20 protein-coding genes are annotated in these 22,052 nt (G+C 40.5%); 1 reads left to right on the forward strand and 19 read right to left on the reverse strand.

Annotation, left to right across the window (positions count from 1 at the left end):
- Positions 1–6: 6 nt before the first annotated feature.
- The 15 genes from ACWJAF_RS01295 to ACWJAF_RS01365 form a co-directional block, all read right to left on the reverse strand.
- Positions 7–342: a hypothetical protein gene (locus tag ACWJAF_RS01295; protein ID WP_448861700.1), complete on the reverse strand. Its 336-nt coding sequence runs from the start codon at positions 340–342 to the stop codon at positions 7–9.
- Positions 323–547: a hypothetical protein gene (locus ACWJAF_RS01300; protein WP_448861702.1), complete on the reverse strand. Its 225-nt coding sequence runs from the start codon at positions 545–547 to the stop codon at positions 323–325. The genes ACWJAF_RS01295 and ACWJAF_RS01300 overlap by 20 nt, the downstream gene beginning before the upstream one ends.
- On the reverse strand, positions 537–881 hold the full coding sequence (locus tag ACWJAF_RS01305) for a hypothetical protein (protein WP_448861704.1): 345 nt from the start codon (positions 879–881) through the stop codon (positions 537–539). Before ACWJAF_RS01305 ends, ACWJAF_RS01300 begins: the two co-directional genes overlap by 11 nt.
- Positions 841–1,263: a phage Gp19/Gp15/Gp42 family protein gene (locus ACWJAF_RS01310; RefSeq protein ID WP_448861706.1), complete on the reverse strand. Its 423-nt coding sequence runs from the start codon at positions 1,261–1,263 to the stop codon at positions 841–843. The genes ACWJAF_RS01305 and ACWJAF_RS01310 overlap by 41 nt, the downstream gene beginning before the upstream one ends.
- Complete coding sequence (locus ACWJAF_RS01315; protein WP_448861708.1) at positions 1,263–1,502, reverse strand: hypothetical protein; 240 nt, start codon at positions 1,500–1,502, stop codon at positions 1,263–1,265. The genes ACWJAF_RS01310 and ACWJAF_RS01315 overlap by 1 nt, the downstream gene beginning before the upstream one ends.
- Position 1,503: 1 nt before the next feature.
- A complete protein-coding gene (locus tag ACWJAF_RS01320) occupies positions 1,504–2,382 on the reverse strand; it encodes a phage major capsid protein (protein ID WP_448861709.1) in 879 nt (292 codons plus the stop codon).
- A 6-nt stretch (positions 2,383–2,388) separates the two neighbouring features.
- Positions 2,389–2,868, reverse strand: a complete 480-nt coding sequence (locus ACWJAF_RS01325) for a capsid assembly scaffolding protein Gp46 family protein (protein WP_448861711.1) — start codon at positions 2,866–2,868, stop codon at positions 2,389–2,391.
- Between the two features lie 71 nt (positions 2,869–2,939).
- Complete coding sequence (locus ACWJAF_RS01330) at positions 2,940–4,091, reverse strand: terminase (protein ID WP_448861713.1); 1,152 nt, start codon at positions 4,089–4,091, stop codon at positions 2,940–2,942.
- Positions 4,092–4,380: 289 nt separating this feature from the next.
- Positions 4,381–4,584, reverse strand: coding sequence for a hypothetical protein (locus tag ACWJAF_RS01335; protein ID WP_448861715.1), 204 nt, complete (start codon positions 4,582–4,584; stop codon positions 4,381–4,383).
- A 5-nt stretch (positions 4,585–4,589) separates the two neighbouring features.
- Positions 4,590–7,880, reverse strand: a complete 3,291-nt coding sequence (locus tag ACWJAF_RS01340; protein ID WP_448861718.1) for a VaFE repeat-containing surface-anchored protein — start codon at positions 7,878–7,880, stop codon at positions 4,590–4,592.
- A 427-nt stretch (positions 7,881–8,307) separates the two neighbouring features.
- Complete coding sequence (locus tag ACWJAF_RS01345; protein WP_448861720.1) at positions 8,308–8,943, reverse strand: hypothetical protein; 636 nt, start codon at positions 8,941–8,943, stop codon at positions 8,308–8,310.
- Between the two features lie 97 nt (positions 8,944–9,040).
- Complete coding sequence (locus tag ACWJAF_RS01350; RefSeq protein ID WP_448861722.1) at positions 9,041–10,315, reverse strand: diaminopimelate decarboxylase; 1,275 nt, start codon at positions 10,313–10,315, stop codon at positions 9,041–9,043.
- A gap of 1 nt (position 10,316) precedes the next feature.
- On the reverse strand, positions 10,317–11,030 hold the full coding sequence (locus tag ACWJAF_RS01355) for a TrmB family transcriptional regulator (RefSeq protein WP_296031040.1): 714 nt from the start codon (positions 11,028–11,030) through the stop codon (positions 10,317–10,319).
- Positions 11,031–11,312: 282 nt separating this feature from the next.
- On the reverse strand, positions 11,313–12,755 hold the full coding sequence (gene pyk, locus ACWJAF_RS01360) for a pyruvate kinase (RefSeq protein WP_296031038.1): 1,443 nt from the start codon (positions 12,753–12,755) through the stop codon (positions 11,313–11,315).
- Positions 12,756–12,782: 27 nt separating this feature from the next.
- Positions 12,783–13,655: a rhomboid family intramembrane serine protease gene (locus ACWJAF_RS01365; RefSeq protein WP_448861724.1), complete on the reverse strand. Its 873-nt coding sequence runs from the start codon at positions 13,653–13,655 to the stop codon at positions 12,783–12,785.
- Between the two features lie 224 nt (positions 13,656–13,879).
- Between ACWJAF_RS01365 and ACWJAF_RS01370 the strand changes: the two genes are divergently transcribed.
- Positions 13,880–18,124 carry an acyl-CoA dehydratase activase-related protein gene (locus ACWJAF_RS01370; protein WP_448861726.1) on the forward strand — a complete coding sequence of 1,415 codons (4,245 nt, stop codon included), beginning with the start codon at positions 13,880–13,882 and terminating at the stop codon, positions 18,122–18,124.
- 159 nt (positions 18,125–18,283) lie between these two features.
- Here ACWJAF_RS01370 and ACWJAF_RS01375 read toward each other — a convergent pair whose 3' ends face one another.
- From ACWJAF_RS01375 to ACWJAF_RS01390, 4 genes are all read right to left on the reverse strand, one after another.
- Positions 18,284–19,645: an N-acetylmuramoyl-L-alanine amidase gene (locus ACWJAF_RS01375; protein WP_448861728.1), complete on the reverse strand. Its 1,362-nt coding sequence runs from the start codon at positions 19,643–19,645 to the stop codon at positions 18,284–18,286.
- Positions 19,646–19,683: 38 nt separating this feature from the next.
- Positions 19,684–19,887, reverse strand: coding sequence for a holin (locus ACWJAF_RS01380; RefSeq protein ID WP_448861729.1), 204 nt, complete (start codon positions 19,885–19,887; stop codon positions 19,684–19,686).
- Positions 19,888–20,290: 403 nt separating this feature from the next.
- A complete protein-coding gene (locus ACWJAF_RS01385; RefSeq protein WP_296031026.1) occupies positions 20,291–21,301 on the reverse strand; it encodes a GGGtGRT protein in 1,011 nt (336 codons plus the stop codon).
- Between the two features lie 40 nt (positions 21,302–21,341).
- Positions 21,342–22,034, reverse strand: a complete 693-nt coding sequence (locus ACWJAF_RS01390) for an iron-sulfur cluster assembly scaffold protein (RefSeq protein WP_006426700.1) — start codon at positions 22,032–22,034, stop codon at positions 21,342–21,344.
- Positions 22,035–22,052 lie beyond the last annotated feature (18 nt).

Below are 22,052 nucleotides of genomic sequence, written 5' to 3' on the forward strand. Positions count from 1 at the left end.
TCCAATCTAAAAATGGATTATATCGTATACTGCCTGATAGCGATATTTCTTGCGTTTTGTGTCCGTATAGTTATAATCGCTGTTCAGCTCACATTTACTGATATCATCCAATTCAATAATATTTTCCATTTTACTTTTTACAATTTCGTTAAGTTCTGCTGCCTCATAAAGCGTTGGTGCATAAGACTGTATTGTCAAAATCGCACTTGCAAGATGATCTCTTTCACTTCCACCAGTCTTTTCAACGATGATATATCTTCCAATCAGAGACTCTTCTTCTTCCATTCTTACAGGAATATCAAGTTTGTCTTCCAGATAATCTCTAATTCTTTTTTCTATCATTTTTTCCCAATCCTTTCAGCAAGCTATTATTCCCATCATCTCCGCGCACTTCGACAACAGCACGCGTCTGAGCAACATATGCTTCTTTTTCCGCTGCACTTGCTATGGAATTTCCTCTTTCCATCAATATTGTCTGCATCTCTTGCGACTGCATCAGTGATCTTACTCCTTCACGATTTAGTACAACTTTTACCTTACTTCCCATATCGTTCCACCATCCACTTCTGATTCCAGTCGCCCGGTATATTTTCATCTATTCCCTGTTGTGGGAATCCAATCACTTTCCATGCTTCTCCAAAGAAATCCACCCGGCAATCCTGCCAGGTGTGATCATCTTTTTTTGGAATTGCAATGTTATATACTGCCTTTTTCCCTGTAACATTATAGGTGTCTAATATCTCTGTGGTTGTTGCTGGTGCCACCAGCACATTTTCTACGGTTACTGCAGTCTCCTCATATGTCGGATGTCCAAAGCCATCTTTTCCTGATAGCTTTCTTTCATACAGAACTACCGGTATTCCCCGAATCATCAAGCCCATATATGTCCATCACTCCTACTTTTTGTCTTCTTAATCCAAGTCTGGACAACTCTGACTTTTTAATGAATAATCCACCGCCTGGAACCAGATACGTTCCTGTTACAGAATATCCAAGTGCTGACTGCGAAAATTGTGTCATTGGTTCGTTTTCCGTTGATGTAAGCAGTGTTCTTGCCACCACATCAACGGTGACTGATTTTGCAACAGATGCCAGTGCTTCATTCTGTGCAATCATTTCATCCAGATTCTTTCCAACTTTTGTTGCTTCATATCTAAGCGAATTGGACACAATTTCAAGAAGATTTCCCGCCTTCTCGATCTCGTCACTTTTTAGATCTCTCCACAGATTCGTTATATCTTCCAGTGTTGCGAATGCTTTCATTAATTTGTTCCTGCTTTCTTGCGTCCCGTCTTTTTCTTTTCCGTTTCCTTTTTTTCATCTTCCTGATCGCCATCCTCTGGATCTGTGTCTTCCGGATCGCCATCCTCTGGATCTGTGTCTTCCGGATCGCCATCCTCTGGATCTGTGTCTTCCGGATCACCATATTCTACCCAATTTTTTCCTGTAATTTTTGATTCCGTTTCAATCGTTACACCTGTCTTAATATTTTTATATTTCATCCTATGCCTCCCTGATTCTACTGAAGAATTCAGGTACAAGAATTCCCCAGCCCATGTAAAGCTCTGCACGAATGTAAATCTGTCCGTATCCTTTCAGATCTTTTCCTGAGTTATCTGGATCACCATACTCAATAATTTGCATTGGAATCTCTTTTGAATAGCCCCATTTGAATGCGTTCTGGAAATCTCCGATAATTCCGTGAACTTTTGCTGTTCCGCCGGATACAGTTCTGTTCACACTCGTTGGAATTCCATTAAATGCTTCTGGTGTCCCACCGAAAGAAAATTCTGGATACAGTTTAATTCCATTAGCCTTTACTTTAGCCATTGCTGATCCAAATGTTTTTGAAAGCGCAAGTCCTGTCACATCTCCATCTGATCCGTCAACTACTGCAATTGCATCTTCCAGATTTGCATCTGGTGTTGCAGATGTATAATCTACCGTCTGGGTTACTTTTCCATCAAAATGATTTGTCCCAATTACAGATGAAGCTGTTCCTGTTCTTGGATTAATTCCATGCATTGCCGCAAGATCGAATCCTTTTGCAACCTTGTTAGCGAATCCATTGTTGAACGCTGACAGGATATCCAGCTGTTCTTCTTCCGTAGCAATCAAGAATTCATCACTTAATCTTGCACCATATTCAAATTTCACTGGTACAATTGTTACTGGATCTACCGAAATACCACCCTCTGTTTTCTTTCCATTTTCTGCAACAATATCAATTTCATTGTCCATTGAAAATACAAATTCTTTTCTTCCGTTGAATGGGATTGGATCCTGTGCATGGAGTGCTGCCAACGATGATTTTCCCTTTACTTTATTTAACAGATCCGTAACCAGTGTAGGATCAAACATTGTTCCTTTTGATGTTGCCATATTTTTTTACTCTCCTTTCAAATTAGCCAGCATATTTTTCATTGCTGTTTTTTTATCATCCATTTTCTGTGGATCAGACTGCCCAAGCGGTGGTACATCTTTTTTCTTTAAGAATTTCGCCATCGTCTCCGCATCTTTCTTGATCGCCTCTTCATCATCACCACTTAATCTTTCAGCCAGTTCAAATGGAATTCCGTGTTCATTTGCAATTCTCATTTTCAGTGAACTTGCTTCATATTTCTTAATTTTGCCCTGCATTTCTTCCATCTGCTTTTTATATCCCGGATTTTTATCATCACCATTGATTTCCTTATTCATGGCCGCTATCTGCTGTTCAAATCCATCTGCCTTTTCCTTCAAGGCATCATAGTATTCCGCTTTCTTCTTGTAATCGTCAAACCCTTCATATTTTGCTTTTACTCCTGCAATTCTGTCTCCGATTACCTGGTCAAGCTGTTCCTGTGTCGTAATTGGTTCAAATGCCATTGTAATGCTCCTTTCTCCATTAACCGCTGGGTTGCGTAATATGTAAAAAGACATCCTTTTACGGACGTCTTCTAACAACTTATTCTTTGCTTTCTTCTTTTTACCTTTGTCTCACTGCACGCCCAATACGCAAGTATTATGCTGTCCAGCAAGGCTATTTCTATTTCTTCTTTTATCGCTTTGTATCCAAATCCACCATTGCTTCCTATTGCTCTCTTTTCGCAGTTACTTACTGCCTGCACAAGTGATGGCTGTCCAGAATGTACTATATTTCTCTGATACAGTCCCTGTTCAAACTTTGCATTTGCTGCAATAATTTCTTTTACCGTTGGAAGGTGTGCATTTTTTATCCCATATTCTCCCATCTCCTCTTCTAACAACTGCTGCCCTGATGCTCCATCTATAACTATTTTTCTTGCTTTCCATTGCTTTAAATATGCAAGCATCCATGCATCTCCTGCTCTTACTTCACGACAATCAATGCACTCCACGAATATCTTGCCCTCTTCCGTTTTAGATGCTACTGCCATTGCTGCATTTCCATTTTTGCTATATTTTATCCCAACAAATAATTCTCCTGTTAATTCTGGCCTTACACTGGCTTTTAATTCATTCCATTCCGTTTCACTAATAGCCGATTTCTGATTATATCTAATCCATAATCCAAGACGCTGTATATTAAAGTCAATATCATCATCTCCTATTTCAGCTGTTACAGATCTTTCCGTAAATACAGTTCCCAATGATGGATTCGTCTCATACCAGGCTTCAATATCCCGGGGATCTGTTTTTTCTTCTACTGACCATTCAGCCCACCCTGAATCAACATTTCTTCCTTCTAATGTTGCTTTACGATATTTTGTAAATACCGTTCCTGAACTTACTGGTGTTGGTGGTGTTCCGCAAAATATTGTCTGCGGATTCTTACTATCCGTTACGACATATTTCAAAGCACTTTCCTGATCATCCTGATATTCCTGTGCTTCATCAACAATCAATACATCAAAGCCTTCTCCTAATCCACCCTTTGACGTTCGTGTTCGGAATTCGACCTTGCCACCGCCTTCTACTGCAATATGTTCTTTTCCAAAGGCTCTATACGAAGAAACGACCTTGATTCCTGCCTGTTCGAGCAGTTTCAATAGTCGTTCCCATGCACTATGTGTAGTTGTCGTTCTATGCGCTGTGTGTAGGATTTTTTCTCCTTTTTTCAATCCATACATTTCCCTTATTGCAACAATTTCATTCTTTCCATTACGTCTGGGGACTGAATATCCAAATTTTGTATGAACCCACAATCCCTCTTCATTTACGGCCAGAATGTCCGACAGTAGAAGCTCCTGCCATTCCTGTGCAGTTCTCCCTGTCGAATTATATATATCTATAGCTTCAGCTCCATGCGTTGAAGAATAAGGCAGCGTAACAGATTGTGTCGGGGTTTGCCTCCCCTTCCTTACTTCTCCCATGCAGCCTCCAATCAAAAGCAAAAGCTGCCAGTTTTTTCCTGACAGCTTACTGTATTTCTACTATATTCTTAATTTCATCCAATGGAATTCCATAAGATATTTTTCCTGCATCGAGTTCTACTTCTTCCTTTCCCGATGCTGTGTCATATTCTGACACCGTATTAGTCATAGTTCCTTTGATATGATTTTCATCTATATCCGTTACTATAACATTTTTATGTAAAAATTCTTTTATTTCATCATATGTCATACCCATCACCTCTTTTTGCTCGGATAATCCGGTACAATATGCACTCCATCTTTTGCATAATGGATTTTAAATACCGGAGTTTCTGCGCTATTACCATTTCTATTGTCAACTACAACTCCAATTATCTTGTCATTTGTGATTACAATCTCCTGTGAATTCCAGTTTCCTTTTCTATCATATTTTAATTTACCAGTTCCAGAATACTCTTTCACCAGTTGTAATACCTCTTCGTCCGACACTGTTATGTACGATGGACCATATTGACCTTTTTCTTCCAACGCCTGTTTTCTGGCTTCGTACATAGCTGTTCCTTGGCGGTGTATTTCTTGCCTGGTAGCGATTTTTCCCCGGTTCTGTTCTGGAATTAATTTTTCTCGTATATTACGTATGATTTCGTCCGAATCTGGACTTAATCCCTGTAGTTTTCTTTCTTCTATTTTATCAGATTCTTTTTCAATTTTCCATTCTTTCGACCATACATCTTGTTTCTTTCCATTTCCCGGATAATACTCCAATATACAGTCACAGTTGTCATGTCTGCGGAATACATCCTCAGGCACATCCGGATATGTATATACGCCAGCTATTTTATTGCACCATTCACAGCAATGTCCTGAAGATCTGCGTATGATTTTTGGTTTCATACCCGATTTCGCGTGAAAATCAGCATTTGCCTTCACTAAATCATCTATTGCCTTCTGTACCAGATTTCTCACTGGGGCATCCAGAATCCACTTTATATCATCATAATTTTCTTCACTTGAAATTCTATTTATGATTCCATCAATGTTATCCTGTTCGATCTGTGATGTTACAGCATCGCCTTTTGCATCTTTGATTTTTTCTCCTGTTTTTTTATCTATCAAAGTTCCTGTAACTTTATATTTTTTGCCCTCTTTCAGGTTCTTATATTGTACTGTATCGAGGATTACAATATTTTTCTCTGCTTTTGTCACATTCTGTCCTGTCTTCTGATCTTTTGCTTCTGTCTGCAGCGCCGGAAAATGAATCATTTGATTTTTATCCTCCAGGTCCTTATGCACTGCAATCAGATCATTTTCAATATAACACTCTTCGAATACTGTAATATCTTTTCCCTGCAGTGTGCTTCCATCAAATGTGAACTCCACTTCTACATTTCCTTCTGCTGTCTTTGGTTTGAATCTTCGAACAGCAGTTATCTCTTTTCCTTCTCCATCTTTTATACTTTCTCCGGTTTTCCGATCCATCAGAATTCCCTTCATGGTATACTCTTTTCCTTTTTTTAATCCGGTATAACTTACGGTATCGATAATTGTCGCAGACTTGTCTGCTTTGGAATAATGTGTACCTGTCTTTTCATCTTTTGCCACGGTTGATATCATAAGATCTGGATTCATAATTGTGCCAAGATCAACCACATACTGATCTTTTGTAATTTTAAATGTTCCTTTATAAAGAGACTTATCCCTGTTTTTTTCGCATCTTACTTCCTTCAATTCGTATGTATCATACGGCAGTGCCCCATAAGAATCATTTACTTCCAGTGTTTTTCCATCACTGTTCCTGCCAAACCAAAGACCCGTTTCCGGCTGTCCTGTATTGGTATTTTCACTGTGCTTCACATACGCACTTTCTGATGAATAATACCCATTGGCATCTGTCATGATCCGGTGGCTTTCCCCGGTTGTCATAGATGTAATTTCAAACGGAATCCCTGCCATTGATGCCTGGCTCTCTTCATCTTTTTTCTTAAACTCAATATCTCCTCTGATAATCTGGTTCATTGCTTTATATACTTGCCCATTTGTTATCTGTGCCTGATCCCCATCTTGCCGGATAGCTGTAACTTGTAATTCACTGCTTCGTATGTACCCTTCCGGCGCTTTTGTCTCTTCAATCGTAAGTGTTCCAAGTGGAAGTACCGGCTTTCCTGCCCCTTCCGAAAGATAAAACTCATCACCGCTTACTTTATAAGAATCTTCTAATTTTGCCACGTAGCGTTCTTTTTTCTGCCCGTTTTCTTCTACCTCCTCTTTTTTAGTCTTTAATACCCATGTTTTTTCCGCTTCATCCGGTAAGTTTTCTTTGATATATTCTCCCGCATAATATCTTACAGTGAATTCCGCACCTTCCAGACTTCCTGCCCCCAGTGGATCTCCATATCCTTTTTCCTGATCCAATTTTTCAATCTCGAATCCGGTTGTTACATAAAGTGGTATATCTTTTACATGCACCTCTGTCGTCTGGCCGGAACGTACCTGCACCGGATATACTTGTCTGTCTAATTTATATCCAGATGGTGCTTTCTTTTCCTTCACATAATACTGGCCTTCTTCAGTCTCGATAGTATTGGCATTTCCATCCGCATCTGTAATAAATTCAGCAATTTCCTGCGTTGTCTGTTCATCCTTATACACTCCATATACGGCTCCTGCCAGTGAATAACAAATATTACCATCTGTTAATGTGGTTTCTGTTTTTCCCTTGGTCAGTCTGGCAAATCCACTGTAACTTCTATGTATCAACGCTGATCCACTGATTCTCTGATATCCGATCAGACGTCCGTTAGCATCTTTTGTCACTCCGTCTGTTGCCCCTGTCACACTGGTGCAATATAGATTTCCAGTTACTTCCCCGGTACTTTTATTCACACCTGTAACCGTATAACGGTATGTATATTCCTGTCCTACATACGGAGCCGCTGCCGTGTGATCCGCACATCCTCCAAAAGCTGTTGTTCCGGCAAGAATTCCTGTAAATCCACCTATCGTAACGCCATGTACTGTATGTCCATTTCCGCCATCTACCGCTTCGATTACACATTTACCGGTAAATACATTCCCCACTTCTGGCTTTTCTTCACTGTTTCCCGCCTGTCTTTTGCTTCTTCTATTTCGCTCTACTGCCACAGGTTCCTCTCCGAACGTAATTACAACTTTTTTCTCAATCCCCATTGCTGTAATATCACGCCAGAATTCCTGACCATTCACGCTTGTTCTATCCTCCAGCTCATATTTCCCCTGCACATCCATTACCTGCATTGTAATGGATGTCTCTTCCGGCGCATCCGCCGATACACGGACACACATTCCCTCCGGAACTTCAAAAGCCTCTTCCGATGCAACCTTTTTCACCTTATCATTCACATCTGTTACTGTAACATTTCCTTCTCCAACGACCTCAAATTTTATCTTTTGCGCCGCTTCTTTCGCATCCGCCTTTAGGGTAATACCACCCGTAAAAGCTCCCTGCAGTAAAAACATACCCGCAAGGAATGATGCCACTGCTTTTTTCTTTCTATGAAGTTTTGTCATAGATCGTCCTCTCTTTCTTATTTTTGTTTTTCATTTGGGATTTGATGTAATTTTTTCTGATTTAAATTTTGATTTGTTTTTATAATATGAATCCGGTGTCTACTTCCTCCTTTCCTGCTCTTATCATTGTTTTACCGGATCAATTATCTAGATTTGTTTAGAAACTTAGATTTTTCCGTTCGGAATGGATTTTAATATAATAAATACCATTTTCAACTTTATAGTATTAAAAAAATTTAATAATGAAATATGACAACATCATATAAGAATTATGATCTGCCTGATTGATTACCTAAATGAAAGAATATCATTCTTCCTAATAGAAGTCTGGCGACTTATTTGACTGTTATCATACATTACTGATTCAGGATAGTCAATCCCAAATCAGGAATCTATGATTTTTTGTGAATTATTACTTTTATTTTGCTTATGTCTGAGGGAACAATTCAGAATCTATGTTTTCCAGATCTTTTGCCGGAATATAATACACTTCATCGTCATTCATTTTCACGCGAATCTGAACTTTCTTTTTCTTATCGTATGTTGGCTGGTCTACTTTTTCATTCATTAGTTCATACATCTTCTGCATGATTGCTTCATTCAATTCCTCATTACTTGGAACTTCTGTTGCATTTGCATAAGTTTCCCTCACCCATGTATTCAGTTCTCCTGACACAGAAGAGAATGCTGTAAATGGATACACAGTTACTTCCACAACGTATGTCCCCTTTTTTCCTTTCTTTGCTTCACCCACTTTGTATTTTGCTGATTTCAGCATTTTTTCATATAATGATCTATATTGTGCTTTTAGTTCATCTGAGATATCCATCTCATCTAGTCCGGACTCCTTCATAATATCATCCAGATTGTCTTCATATTCTTTCCTGGCTGCTTTTTTTGTAGAATTTGTCACTTCTATATATTCCTTGAATTGGGCCTTATATCCCGCATCCAGTGTCGCTTTTACATAATTCTGTGCATCTTCCTTTTTCATTCCCGAACATGCCGACAATATCATCACTATACAAATAAGTATCAAAGTAAGAATACTCTTTTTTTTCATATATTTCCGCCTCCTAAAAAAATAGCACCTCACTTATCTGAAATATATAAATAAGAAAGGTACTATTATTATACTGTGCAATTGTTAATCACACAATCTATTTTTTAATCAGTTTTTTTCCAATGTCAAAACAATCAAATGTTGCAAAATAATCTGCCGGTGTCTCTGCTCTTCGGATCAACTGTGTAGAACCGTCTTCTTTCAGAAGCACTTCGGCTGATTTTAATTTACCGTTGTAGTTATATCCCATAGAAAATCCATGCGCACCTGTATCATGAATCACAAGCACATCTCCCATATCAACTTTTGGAAGCATACGGTCAATTGCAAATTTATCATTATTCTCACACAGAGAACCGGTTACATCATATTTATGATCACATGGTGCATCTTCTTTTCCCATAACCGTAATGTGATGATATGCCCCGTACATAGCCGGACGCATCAGGTTTACTGCACACGCATCTACACCGATATATTCCTTATGTGTATGTTTTTCATGAATGGCAGTTGTTACAAGGCATCCATAAGGTCCCATCATAAAACGTCCCATCTCTGTATAGATTGCAACATCGCCCATACCTGCCGGTACCAGAACTTCTTCATATACACGACGTACGCCATCTCCGATTGCGCGGATATCATTCGGTTCCTGATCTGGTTTGTAAGGGATTCCAACACCACCTGACAGATTGATGAACTTGATGTGCGCACCTGTCTCTTTCTGAAGTTTAACCGCTACTTCAAATAATACCTTTGCAAGCATTGGATAATACTCATTTGTTACTGTATTACTTGCGAGGAATGCATGAATACCAAATTCTTTTGCTCCTTTTGCTTTTAATGTTTTGAATGCTTCAAAAAGCTGTTCGGTTGTCATTCCATACTTGGCATCTCCCGGATTGTCCATAATATCATTACTGATTTTGAACATTCCACCCGGATTGTAACGGCAGCTGATTGTCTCCGGAATATGACCAATTGCTTTTTCAAGAAAATCAATATGTGTAATATCATCCAGATTGATGATTGCATTCAGCTTATCTGCCAGTACGAATTCTTCTGCAGGTGTATCATTTGAAGAAAACATGATATCTTCGCCAGTAGCACCAATCGCATCAGAAAGCATCAGTTCTGTATAAGAAGAACAGTCGCATCCGCATCCATACTCTCTTAAAATATTGATCAGGAACGGATTTGGTGTTGCCTTTACTGCAAAATACTCTCTGTATCCTTTATTCCACGAAAACGCATCTCTTAACGCTTCCATATTCTTACGGATTCCTTTTTCATCATATAAATGAAACGGTGTCGGATAAGTTTTAATAATCTCATCTAATTGTTCTTTTGTGACAAATGGTACTTTTTTCATCTTAATATCTGTTCTCCTCTCGTATTGATAATAACTTTATCTCATTCGCAAGTGCTGTTTTATACAACTCAACAAAGTTTTTCTGTCCGGAATACAGACAGGTGTTCATACTTCCCTCTCCATATTCTCCGGTAAGTACATACTTGGAATCTGCTATGATCCCAATCTGCATTCCACGGTTTTCTCCTAAATAAACCTTTGCATTGCGAAAAGACGCCGGCTGATCTGTAAGGATCACAACTTTCTTTCTCGCTTCCATTAGTTCATCCAGTTCACGGACCAAAAGCAGCAGATAGTTTCTTGTACAACTGATATAAACTCTCTGATCTACCTGCGATAACAGATTACGTATTTTATTCAATATATTTTCTGCGCCTTCGATGGTAATATAGCCTTCTGCATATGCTTTTTCAGACGGCATATGTTCCTCCAGCCATTTTCCACTTTCTTCCAGCTTACGGATACGGTTTTTACAAAATTCATTCAGTGATACCGGCACATACTTTCTCGTACTGGCTTCTTCTACCAGATAAGCTGCTCCTTTTTCCGTCATATTCGCCAGTGAATTATAGGCATTTGATCTGGAAATTCCCGTCTGCTTGGCAACTTCATATCCTGTTACCTTTCCTTCTGTAAGAAGGCACTGGTATATACTTGCTTCCTGTCTTGTAAGTCCGAATTCCATCAGGCGTTCTATAAATGATTGTTCTTCCATTTTTATCCACCTCTGGGTTCTTTAGTAGTTCTCCACAGGAACACTATAATCGATATTCTGTTATCTGTCAAGGAGAATCTTTCTCAAAAAAGTCCTGCAATCTGCAGAACCGGCCCCTGGTATCTTCTTTCGAACACACGGTAATACAAAAGAACCTGTCACCGGCAGCTTTTCTTGCATACTTTGGTATACAAAAAAACCAGAAAGCCATGCATCAACTGTTCGTCAAGCCTCTTCGCTTTCTGGTTCTCCCATATGGGAATTATCCCTTTATAATATTATTTATTTTCTGTCATCTACCATTGCAATTCTCATCATATTACTTACAGTTCTGTTCTCAGATACATTTGTAGATGGAATTCCAAGTGTTAATACAACCATATCCCCTGCTTCTGCAAGCTGTTTTGCACAGATCAAATCAATTGCATTGCCACAGATATCTTCTGTTGTATATACAGCTACTGATTTCAGCGGTCTTACCCCCCAGTTGATCTGCATTCTTCTCAGTGTTGCCTCGTTTGGACTGACACCGATAATTCCTGTTTTTGGTTTGAACTTAGATACAACTCTTGCAGTTGCTCCTGATACGGTAGGTGTTACGATACATTTTGCACGCAGGTTATTTGCTGTTGTTACAGTTGCATGTGCAAGTGCACTGGATGCACTCTTAAGTCTGTGCTCTCCTGCTTTTCTAAGAATCATATCATAATCCAGATGTTCTTCTGTATTTTCAACAATATGTACCATCATCTGCAGTGCTTCTAACGGATATTTACCCTGCGCAGTCTCTCCTGAAAGCATAACTGCATCTGTTCCGTCATATACAGCATTGGCAACGTCTGTAACCTCGGCTCTTGTCGGGCGTGGATTACGCATCATAGAATCCAGCATCTGTGTAGCTGTGATAACTGGTTTAAAGTTATCGTTACATTTCTGGATAATTGTTTTCTGAAGATATGGTACTTCTTCTGCCGGGATCTCAACACCAAGGTCACCTCTGGCTACCATGATTCCATCTGCACAGCGGATGATTTCATCAATGTTCTTGATTGCTTCAAAGTTCTCTACTTTTGCGATAACCGGAATATATGGAGCTTTACATTCTCTCAAGAATGATTTGATCTCCAGAATACATTCTGCGTTTCTTACAAATGAAGCAGCGATAAAATCTACGCCCTGCTCTACACCGAATTTCAGATCTTCACGGTCTTTATCTGTAATAGCTGGAAGACGGATTGCCACATTCGGTACATTGACACCCTTCTTCTCTCCAAGCTCTCCACCATTAACAACTTCACAATTGATGTTATTGCCTTTTTTATCTTTTACTTTCAGCTCGATCAGACCATCATCAATCAGGATAGTGCTCCCTGCCTTTACATCCTCAACCAGACCCTTATATGTAATAGATACAATCTTGTTGTCTCCAACGATTTCATCTGTAGTCAGTGTAAATGTATCTCCTGTTTCAAGCTGTACTTTCTTTCCGTCTTTTAATACACCTGTACGAATTTCAGGTCCTTTTGTATCCAGAAGAATTGCGATTGGTTTATTTTCTTCCTCGCGAATCTTCTTTAACATATCCATACGACCCTTTTGTTCCTCGTGGTCTCCATGAGAAAAGTTAAATCTTGCGATGTCCATTCCATTCTGAACTAATTTTCTCATCAGAGATTCATCGTTGGTATTTGGTCCCATTGTACAGATAATTTTTGTTTTTTTCATACTATCCCTATTCCTCTCTTAGTTTAGTTATTTAACATGTGTATGTGTGAACAAATGGTCCTGGCAATATTCATAATTGCCATTACATTTTGAGCAATACCGGAATTCCAGATTCGGATCATCCAACTCTGTTCTTCCGCAGACTGCACATCTGTGTTTTGCTCCATTTGCATATACATTTACCGGTCTTTCCGCCTGCTTTACCTTACGTTTGAACTCGGTTCTTCTCTTCATCTGGCCTGGTGCATATGGCTTCATATTTCTTGAACTTAAGAAGAATATTATAAAGTTCAGGATTGAGATAAATGCGGCAAGCGCATTCGCCTTATAATATATGCCAAAATCACCTCCGCCGTAGGCCGGAAGAAAAGCCTGCACGATCGCATAGACAAAATACAGGCCATCAAGCAATGCCAGCCACTTGATCTTTATCGGTATGACAAAAAATAGTAAAAGCTGAACATCCGGGTAAAGTGCTGCAAATGCAAAAAACAATGACAGATTCAGATACCATGTATCCATCCTGAGTACTGCTCCTGTCAATAAATATGCCAGTATGGCTCCTATTACAATAAAGAGCATTCCTGAAAAGAAATACAGATTAAACCGAAAAGCCCCCCATGCTGCCTCCAGCTGTTTCCCTATCATATAATAAAGATACAGCGCAAATACTATGAAAATCAAATTGTCAGATGGTGGCTGGATAATAAATGTTACAATTCTCCATATCTGCCCCTGAAGAATCTTACTGGCATCCAGGCTAAGGAACTGACTATAGAATATCGGATTGATCAATTCCAGTGCAAATCCGGCTGCATATAATATTATAATATATGTGATCAGATTTGGAATCGCATATCTGCTAAATTTCCGTTCAAGTTTGTCTAACCAATTATTCATATAGTTACTCCTTTATGTTTATTTTCACACTGTAGACATTCTACATTCTTGAGAGATATTTGTCAATTCCACCAAGTAAAGTTCATCTCTTTTTAACATATCTTCAACATTTGTTAATTGTCTTTTGGCATCTTTTGTCGTATAATGTTACAGGTCACACCAAAGCAAAATGCATTTAATAAGAAGAAAGACATATATTTTAACATGACAAGGAGTTATATAACATGAATCAAAAGGAATTATACACACTTGGTATCGATATCGGTTCTACAACCGTTAAGATGGCCATATTAGATGAGAATAATGAAGTGGTATTTTCTGATTATGAGAGGCATTTCGCTAACATCCAGGAAACTCTTTCCGATCTGTTAGGAAGAGCAATACATAAACTTGGTCCGGTTCATGCCTCACCTGTTATCACGGGTTCCGGCGGCCTGACACTTGCAAAACATCTGGGCGTACCATTTGTCCAGGAAGTAATTGCTGTATCTACTGCTCTTCAGGACTATGCACCTCAGACAGACGTTGCCATCGAACTTGGCGGTGAAGATGCCAAGATCATCTACTTTGAAGGTGGAAATGTTGAGCAGCGTATGAACGGCGTCTGTGCCGGTGGTACAGGATCCTTCATCGACCAGATGGCTTCTCTTTTGCAGACCGATGCCTCTGGACTGAATGAATATGCGAAAAACTACAAGGCCCTCTACACAATTGCCGCAAGATGTGGTGTATTTGCCAAGACAGATATCCAGCCTCTGATCAACGATGGTGCCGCCAAGGAAGACCTTGCTGCCTCTATTTTTCAGGCAGTGGTAAATCAAACGATCAGCGGACTTGCCTGCGGTAAACCAATCCGCGGACATGTGGCATTTTTAGGAGGACCGCTTCACTTTCTTTCTGAACTGCGTGAAGCATTCATCCGTACATTAAAACTGGACGATGAACATATCATCGCACCGACACATTCACATTTGTTTGCAGCAGTTGGATCTGCCCTGAATTCAAAAAAAGATCTGGACGTTGCCCTGATCGATATGCAGCGCCGTCTTGAAGGCAAGATTAAGATGGAATTCGAAGTGGACCGTATGGAACCACTGTTTGCAACAGAAGCAGACTATAAAGAATTTGAAGACCGCCACGCCAAACACCAGGTACCAGTCAAAGACCTTGCCACTTACCACGGCAAAGCATTCCTGGGTATTGATGCAGGTTCTACCACAACCAAGGCTGCCTTAGTTGGCGAAGATGGTACTTTGTTATATTCTTTCTATCATAATAATGACGGAGATCCGCTTGGCACTACAATCTCAGCCATCAAAGACATCTACAGCAAATTACCAGAAGATGTTGAGATCGTACACTCCTGCTCTACGGGATATGGCGAAGCCCTGATCAAAGCAGCTCTTCTTTTAGACGAAGGCGAAGTTGAAACCGTATCGCACTACTATGCAGCTTCTTTCTTCGAACCAGATGTAGACTGCATCCTCGATATCGGTGGTCAGGACATGAAATGTATCAAGATCAAAAACCAGACCGTAGACAGCGTACAGTTAAACGAAGCATGTTCTTCCGGATGTGGTTCGTTTATCGAGACATTTGCAAAATCCCTGAATTACTCTGTACAGGATTTTGCGCACGAAGCGTTATTCGCCAAGAATCCTATCGATCTTGGTACACGTTGTACTGTATTCATGAATTCAAAGGTAAAACAGGCACAAAAAGAAGGTGCTGAAGTTGCAGATATCTCTGCAGGCCTTGCATATTCTGTCATTAAAAATGCGTTATTTAAAGTTATCAAAGTATCTGACGCATCTGAACTCGGAAAACACATCGTTGTACAGGGTGGTACTTTTTACAACAACGCTGTACTGCGAAGCTTTGAAAAGATTGCAAACTGTGAAGCTATCCGGCCTGATATTGCCGGAATCATGGGGGCTTTCGGTGCCGCACTGATTGCACGTGAGCGCTACACTGACTGCGAAGGTACCACCATGCTTTCCATTGAAGACATCGAAGCCATGGAATATTCAACAACCATGACCAAGTGTAAAGGCTGTACTAATAACTGCCGTCTGACAATCAATCATTTCAGCGGAGGGCGCAAATTCATCACCGGTAACCGTTGCGAACGTGGTCTTGGAAAAGTAAAAGCTACTAATAAGCTTCCAAACTTATTTGAATATAAATTAAAACGTTATTTTGACTACGAACCATTAGCTGAGGAAAACGCTCCTCGTGGAGTCATTGGTATTCCACGTGTATTAAATATGTACGAGAATTATCCTTTCTGGTTCACATTCTTCAATGAACTTGGTTTCAGAGTTGTTCTCTCTCCGGTTTCTAACCGCAAGGTCTATGAACTGGGAATTGATTCTATTCCAAGTGAATCCGAATGTTATCCGGCGAAGCTTGCACACGGACACGTACAATGGCTGATTAACAACGAGATCAAAACGATTTTCTATCCTAGCATTCCGTATGAAAGGAACGAATTCGCAGAAGCCAATAACCATTACAACTGTCCGATTGTAACTTCTTATCCGGAAAATATTAAAAATAATATCGATGCGATCGTACACGGAGAAGTTGATTTTCTTCATCCATTTATCTCATTTGCCAGCGAAGAGACCCTTTCTTACCGTCTGGTAGAGGAATTATCGGAGAAATTCAGTATCCCTGCAGATGAAATTAAAAAAGCAACACATACTGCATGGGAAGAACTTGCCGCATGCAGAAAAGATATGCAGAAAAAAGGCGAAGAGACAATTAAGTTCCTGAACGAAACTGGCAACCGCGGTATTGTGCTTGCAGGACGCCCATATCATATCGATCCAGAGGTAAACCATGGCATTCCGGAACTGATCAATTCTTATAACATTGCAGTTCTGACAGAAGACTCCATCTCCCACTTAAATCCAGCGGAACACCCGTTAAATGTTATGGATCAGTGGATGTATCACTCCCGCCTGTATGCTGCAGCAAATTACGTAAAAACTGTAGACGATCTGGATCTGATCCAGTTAAACTCATTCGGATGTGGTCTGGATGCCGTTACAACCGACCAGGTAGCATCCATCCTGAATGACTCTGACAAAATCTATACCTCTCTGAAAATCGATGAGGTCAACAACTTAGGAGCCGCAAGAATCCGTGTCAGATCATTGCTTGCTGCAATCCGTGTCAGAGAAAGACGCGGAGACAAACGTGAAATCAAATCCTCCGCAATCGAAAAGGTTGTATTTACAAAAGAAATGCGCAAGAATTACACGATTCTCTGCCCGCAGATGTCTCCAATTCATTTTGAACTTCTGGAGCCTGCATTTAATGCATCCGGATATAATCTTCAAGTTCTGCCAAACGATAACAAGCAAGCCGTAGATGTAGGACTGAAATATGTAAACAATGATGCCTGCTATCCATCTCTGATGGTAGTCGGTCAGATTATGGAGGCTATCCTTTCCGGAAAATATGACACACATAAAATCGCTGTAATCATCAGTCAGACCGGTGGCGGATGCCGTGCTTCCAACTATATTGGATTCATCCGCCGCGCTCTTAAAAAAGCCGGCTACGGATACATTCCGGTTATCTCTATCAACTTAAGTGGTCTGGAGGATAATCCGGGATTCAAGCTGACTCCGAACCTGATTTTACGTGGAATCTATGGTGCAGTATTCGGTGATATCTTTATGAAATGTGTCTACCGCCTGCGTCCATACGAAGCTGTTCCAGGTTCTGTAAATGCAATGCATAGAAAATGGCTAAAAGTATGCCAGGACTTCGTTTCAAACGGTTATCCAAGCAGACGCAAATTCAAGCGTCTGTGCCGCGAGATTATCGAAGACTTTGACAATAACATTGAATTACTGGATATCAAAAAACCTCGTGTCGGTGTCGTTGGAGAAATTCTTGTAAAATTCCTTCCGGCAGCCAATAACTACCTGGTAGATCTTCTGGAAAGCGAAGGCGCCGAAGCAGTTGTTCCAGATCTTCTGGACTTCTTGCTCTACTGCTTCTACAACCAGAACTTTAAGGTAGAAAAGCTTGGATTCGAGAAGAAAAAAGCAACCACTGCCAATCTTGGTATCAAGGCTTTGGAATGGTTCCGTGCCCCTGCAACAGAAGCGTTTGCGGCAAGCAAACATTTCACGCCACCGGCAAAAATCCAGGATCTCGGAAAAATGGCTTCTGATATTGTATCTCTTGGTAACCAGACTGGTGAAGGATGGTTCCTTACAGGAGAAATGTTAGAACTGATCCACAGTGGCGCACCAAACATCGTATGTACACAGCCATTTGCCTGCCTGCCAAACCATGTCGTGGGTAAGGGAGTTATCAAAGAACTTCGCAGACGCTATCCGGAATCTAATATCGTTGCAATCGATTTCGATCCGGGTGCAAGTGAAGTTAATCAGTTAAACCGATTGAAATTGATGCTTTCTACAGCGAATAAAAATTTGAACAAATAATACCAAAAGCATTAGAAAAGAGGATAAATATCCGATATCTCAGCAAACGAGATTAAATATTTATCCTCTTATTATTTTCTAAAAAAATGATATTTTCCAATGTTTTATTTCACACGTTTTGCGTTTCTATTAATTATAGAGGAAACACGTTCAGCATACTTATCTAAACTGGATGGCTTCGATACGCAATGCCTGACCAACGGTTCCCATAGCAGCCACTCCGTCCGCTTTTGTCCAATTGCTCCAACCCGTGTTCTGAATATGAACCCTATAGTCAAAATCTCCTTCGAACGATAGACACTCTAAGCGTTTACCCTCACCCACCGTACCAATAATCGTATCCTTATCAATTGCTCCATAGTCAACCCATCCTTTGTTCTGAATATGAGCTTTCGCCTTAATCGTCTTTCCGGAAGGATTAATCTTAAATGCTTCCAGGCGCAAATTGTGACCAGTAATGCCGATTACAGTTTCAGCTGCACGATCCCCCGTCCATCCTTTGTCCTGTATATGTGGATTTACGACAAACATGGCTTTCTTGATTTCAATCGCTTCAATCTGTAAGCTCTTTCCCTGTGCTCCAGCCCATTCACCGTTGCTCATCCAATCACTCCAACCGACATTTCTCTGCTGCACACGGTACAGGTAGCATGTGTCTTTTCCTGTAATCTTAATAGATTCGATACGTTTATCCTGTCCTGTTGTTCCGAGGATCGTATCTTTTGTGATGTTTTTGTATTCTTTATTTCCGATGTCCTTGATGTGTACTGTTACATCCGTTTCACCGACCGGAATCATGCGAAATGCTTCTATTCGACGATTCTGTCCTGTTGACCCAGCCATCTTGCCGTCGCACTGCCAATTACACCAACCGATATCTCTTACGTGTACCTGATAGGATACTGTGCCGAAGATGTCTTTTTTGTCCTGGAATGCTCCGCCAGTAGTAATATAACCATCGATTGGCTCCGACTTCTTCGCCGGCGTAGATGCTTGCACCGGTGCAAGTGCGCCGATTCCAAATGAACTCAAGATTCCTCTTGCCAGTTCATCGATATGGTTGTTGAATTTTGTAAGATCATCATGATTTGAAATAAATCCATTTTCTAACAGCCTGTAGTTATATCCTTTTGCTGCCGATCTGTTTACGTTGGCAAGATTTGCGCGTCCTACGATCTTGTTTGCACGTCCCGGGAAGAATGAACCAATAAAATCAGCAAGTGCTGTATCGTACTGATCTGGGTTGTATCCCTGTTTGATAATCACGTGTCCACCCTTTGCGGATAATACTCCACTGTCCATGTGTAATTCCATAATCTGCCAGTCTTTCGGGATATTAAGAGAACTAATTCCCTTATCTGCATACCAATTTCGGCTGGTATCTCCTACGGTTACGTTTTCACCACCGTATGCCGCAATTCTGCTTGCCAGTGCACGAACTCTTTCTGCCTCCGAAAACCCGTATCCTACAGCTCCAGAATCTCCTGCTCCATGTCCAGCAATTAAAAATAAATGTGCCATATTTTGCTCCTTTCTGTGCGATGTCGCACATATCTATATCATTCCTCTATGTTACATTCCGGTAATCCGGCAATACTGGTTAACAGTGACAAGATTCCAGCTAATACAGAGGCTGACACCACCAGCTTTGTATCCACCTGTCCGAGTGCTGTTGCTGTGCCAATGGTTGCCACTGCAGTCTGCGCTACAGTCTTAATTGCTCTGATTCCTGCACATTTTGCCCAGTTCTTCCAATCTTTCATTCTCGATCTTCCTCTCTTTCTTCAATCAATTCGTCCAGTCTGTGATGAGCTGATTTCACAGACTATTCTACTACTATCATACGTTCCATCAGGTTGTTATGTTTCTTCACCTTTTCTTCCAGCTGCTCTCGCTACTCATTTTGATGGCGATGAATACACACAATCTACATACACGGTACGTGATATTGAATGCTTAAGAGAAGATTTGGAAAAATGCAATAAAAAAAGAGGATGAATATCTGTCACTCAACTAAATGAGATTCGATATTTATCCTCTTTTTTCATTTAAAAGTTATCAAATGTATGTTGTCAAGCAGTAGTCAAATAGTTGTCAAATGAATCCATTTTCCATACTTTTTTCTACTTTCAGTCACATTAAAAACCCTTATATTCAAACCATTCCTTAGAATTTACCAGCCTTAGCTGCTTCTTCTACAGATACAGCAACTGCAACAGTCATACCAACCATCGGGTTGTTTCCTGCTCCGATCAGTCCCATCATCTCTACGTGAGCTGGTACTGATGAAGATCCAGCGAACTGTGCATCTGAATGCATACGTCCAAGTGTATCTGTCATACCATATGAAGCTGGACCTGCAGCCATGTTATCTGGGTGAAGTGTACGTCCTGTACCACCACCTGATGCTACTGAGAAGTACTTCTTGCCCTGCTCAATACACTCTTTTTTGTATGTACCTGCAACTGGATGCTGGAAACGTGTTGGGTTTGTAGAGTTACCTGTGATAGATACATCTACGCCTTCTTTGTGCATGATTGCAACACCTTCACGTACATCGTTAGCACCGTAGCAGTTAACTTTTGAACGGAGTCCGTCAGAGTAAGAGATTCTCTCTACTTCTTTCAGTTCTCCTGTGTAATAATCATATTCTGTCTGAACATATGTGAATCCGTTAATTCTTGAGATAATCTTTGCAGCATCTTTTCCAAGACCGTTCAGGATAACACGAAGAGGTTTCTTACGAACCTTGTTAGCTTTCTCTGCGATACCGATAGCACCCTCAGCAGCTGCGAATGACTCGTGACCAGCCAGGAATGCGAAACATTCTGTATCTTCTTCCAGAAGCATCTTTCCTAAGTTACCATGTCCAAGACCTACTTTTCTCTGATCAGCAACTGATCCAGGAATACAGAAAGCCTGAAGTCCTTCTCCGATTGCTGCTGCAGCTTCTGCTGCTGTCTTACATCCTTTTTTGATTGCAATTGCTGCACCTACGATGTATGCCCAGCATGCATTTTCAAAACAGATTGGCTGAATACCTTTGATCTGATTGTATACATCAAGTCCGGCATCCTTTGTGATCTGCTGTGCTTCTTCGATAGAAGAAATACCATAACCAGCCAATACTTCATTGATTTTATCAATTCTTCTTTCATATGATTCAAATAAAGCCATTAATTTATCCTCCTGATTAAATTACCTTAAAATATTGAGATTACTCCTTACGTGGGTCGATGATCTTAACTGCATCTGCAACACGTCCGTACTGTCCTTTAGCTTTCTCCCAAGCTTCGTTTGGAGTATCTCCAGCTTTTACGAAGTCTGTGAATTTTCCAAGGCTTACGAACTGATATCCGATGATCTCATCATTCTCATCAAGAGCGATACCTGTTACATATCCTTCTGCCATTTCAAGGTAACGAGGACCCTTAGCTAATGTTCCGTACATTGTACCAACCTGTGAACGAAGTCCTTTTCCGAGGTCTTCAAGTCCAGCTCCAATAGCAAGTCCATCTTCAGAGAATGCACTCTGAGTTCTTCCGTATACGATCTGCAGGAATAACTCGCGCATTGCTGTATTGATAGCGTCACAAACAAGGTCTGTGTTTAATGCTTCTAATATAGTTTTTCCTGGAAGAATTTCAGAAGCCATAGCTGCTGAATGTGTCATTCCTGAACATCCGATTGTCTCAACAAGAGCCTCCTGGATGATACCATCTTTAACATTCAGTGTTAATTTACAGGCACCCTGCTGAGGAGCACACCAGCCTACACCATGTGTAAAACCAGAGATATCTTTAATTTCCTTAGCCTGAACCCATTTTGCTTCTTCCGGAATCGGAGCTGGTCCGTGGTTTGCACCCTGAGCTACCGGACACATCATTTCTACTTCCTGTGAATAAATCATTTTAAAACTCCTTTCAAC

This window comes from Dorea sp. (genome assembly GCF_977044405.1).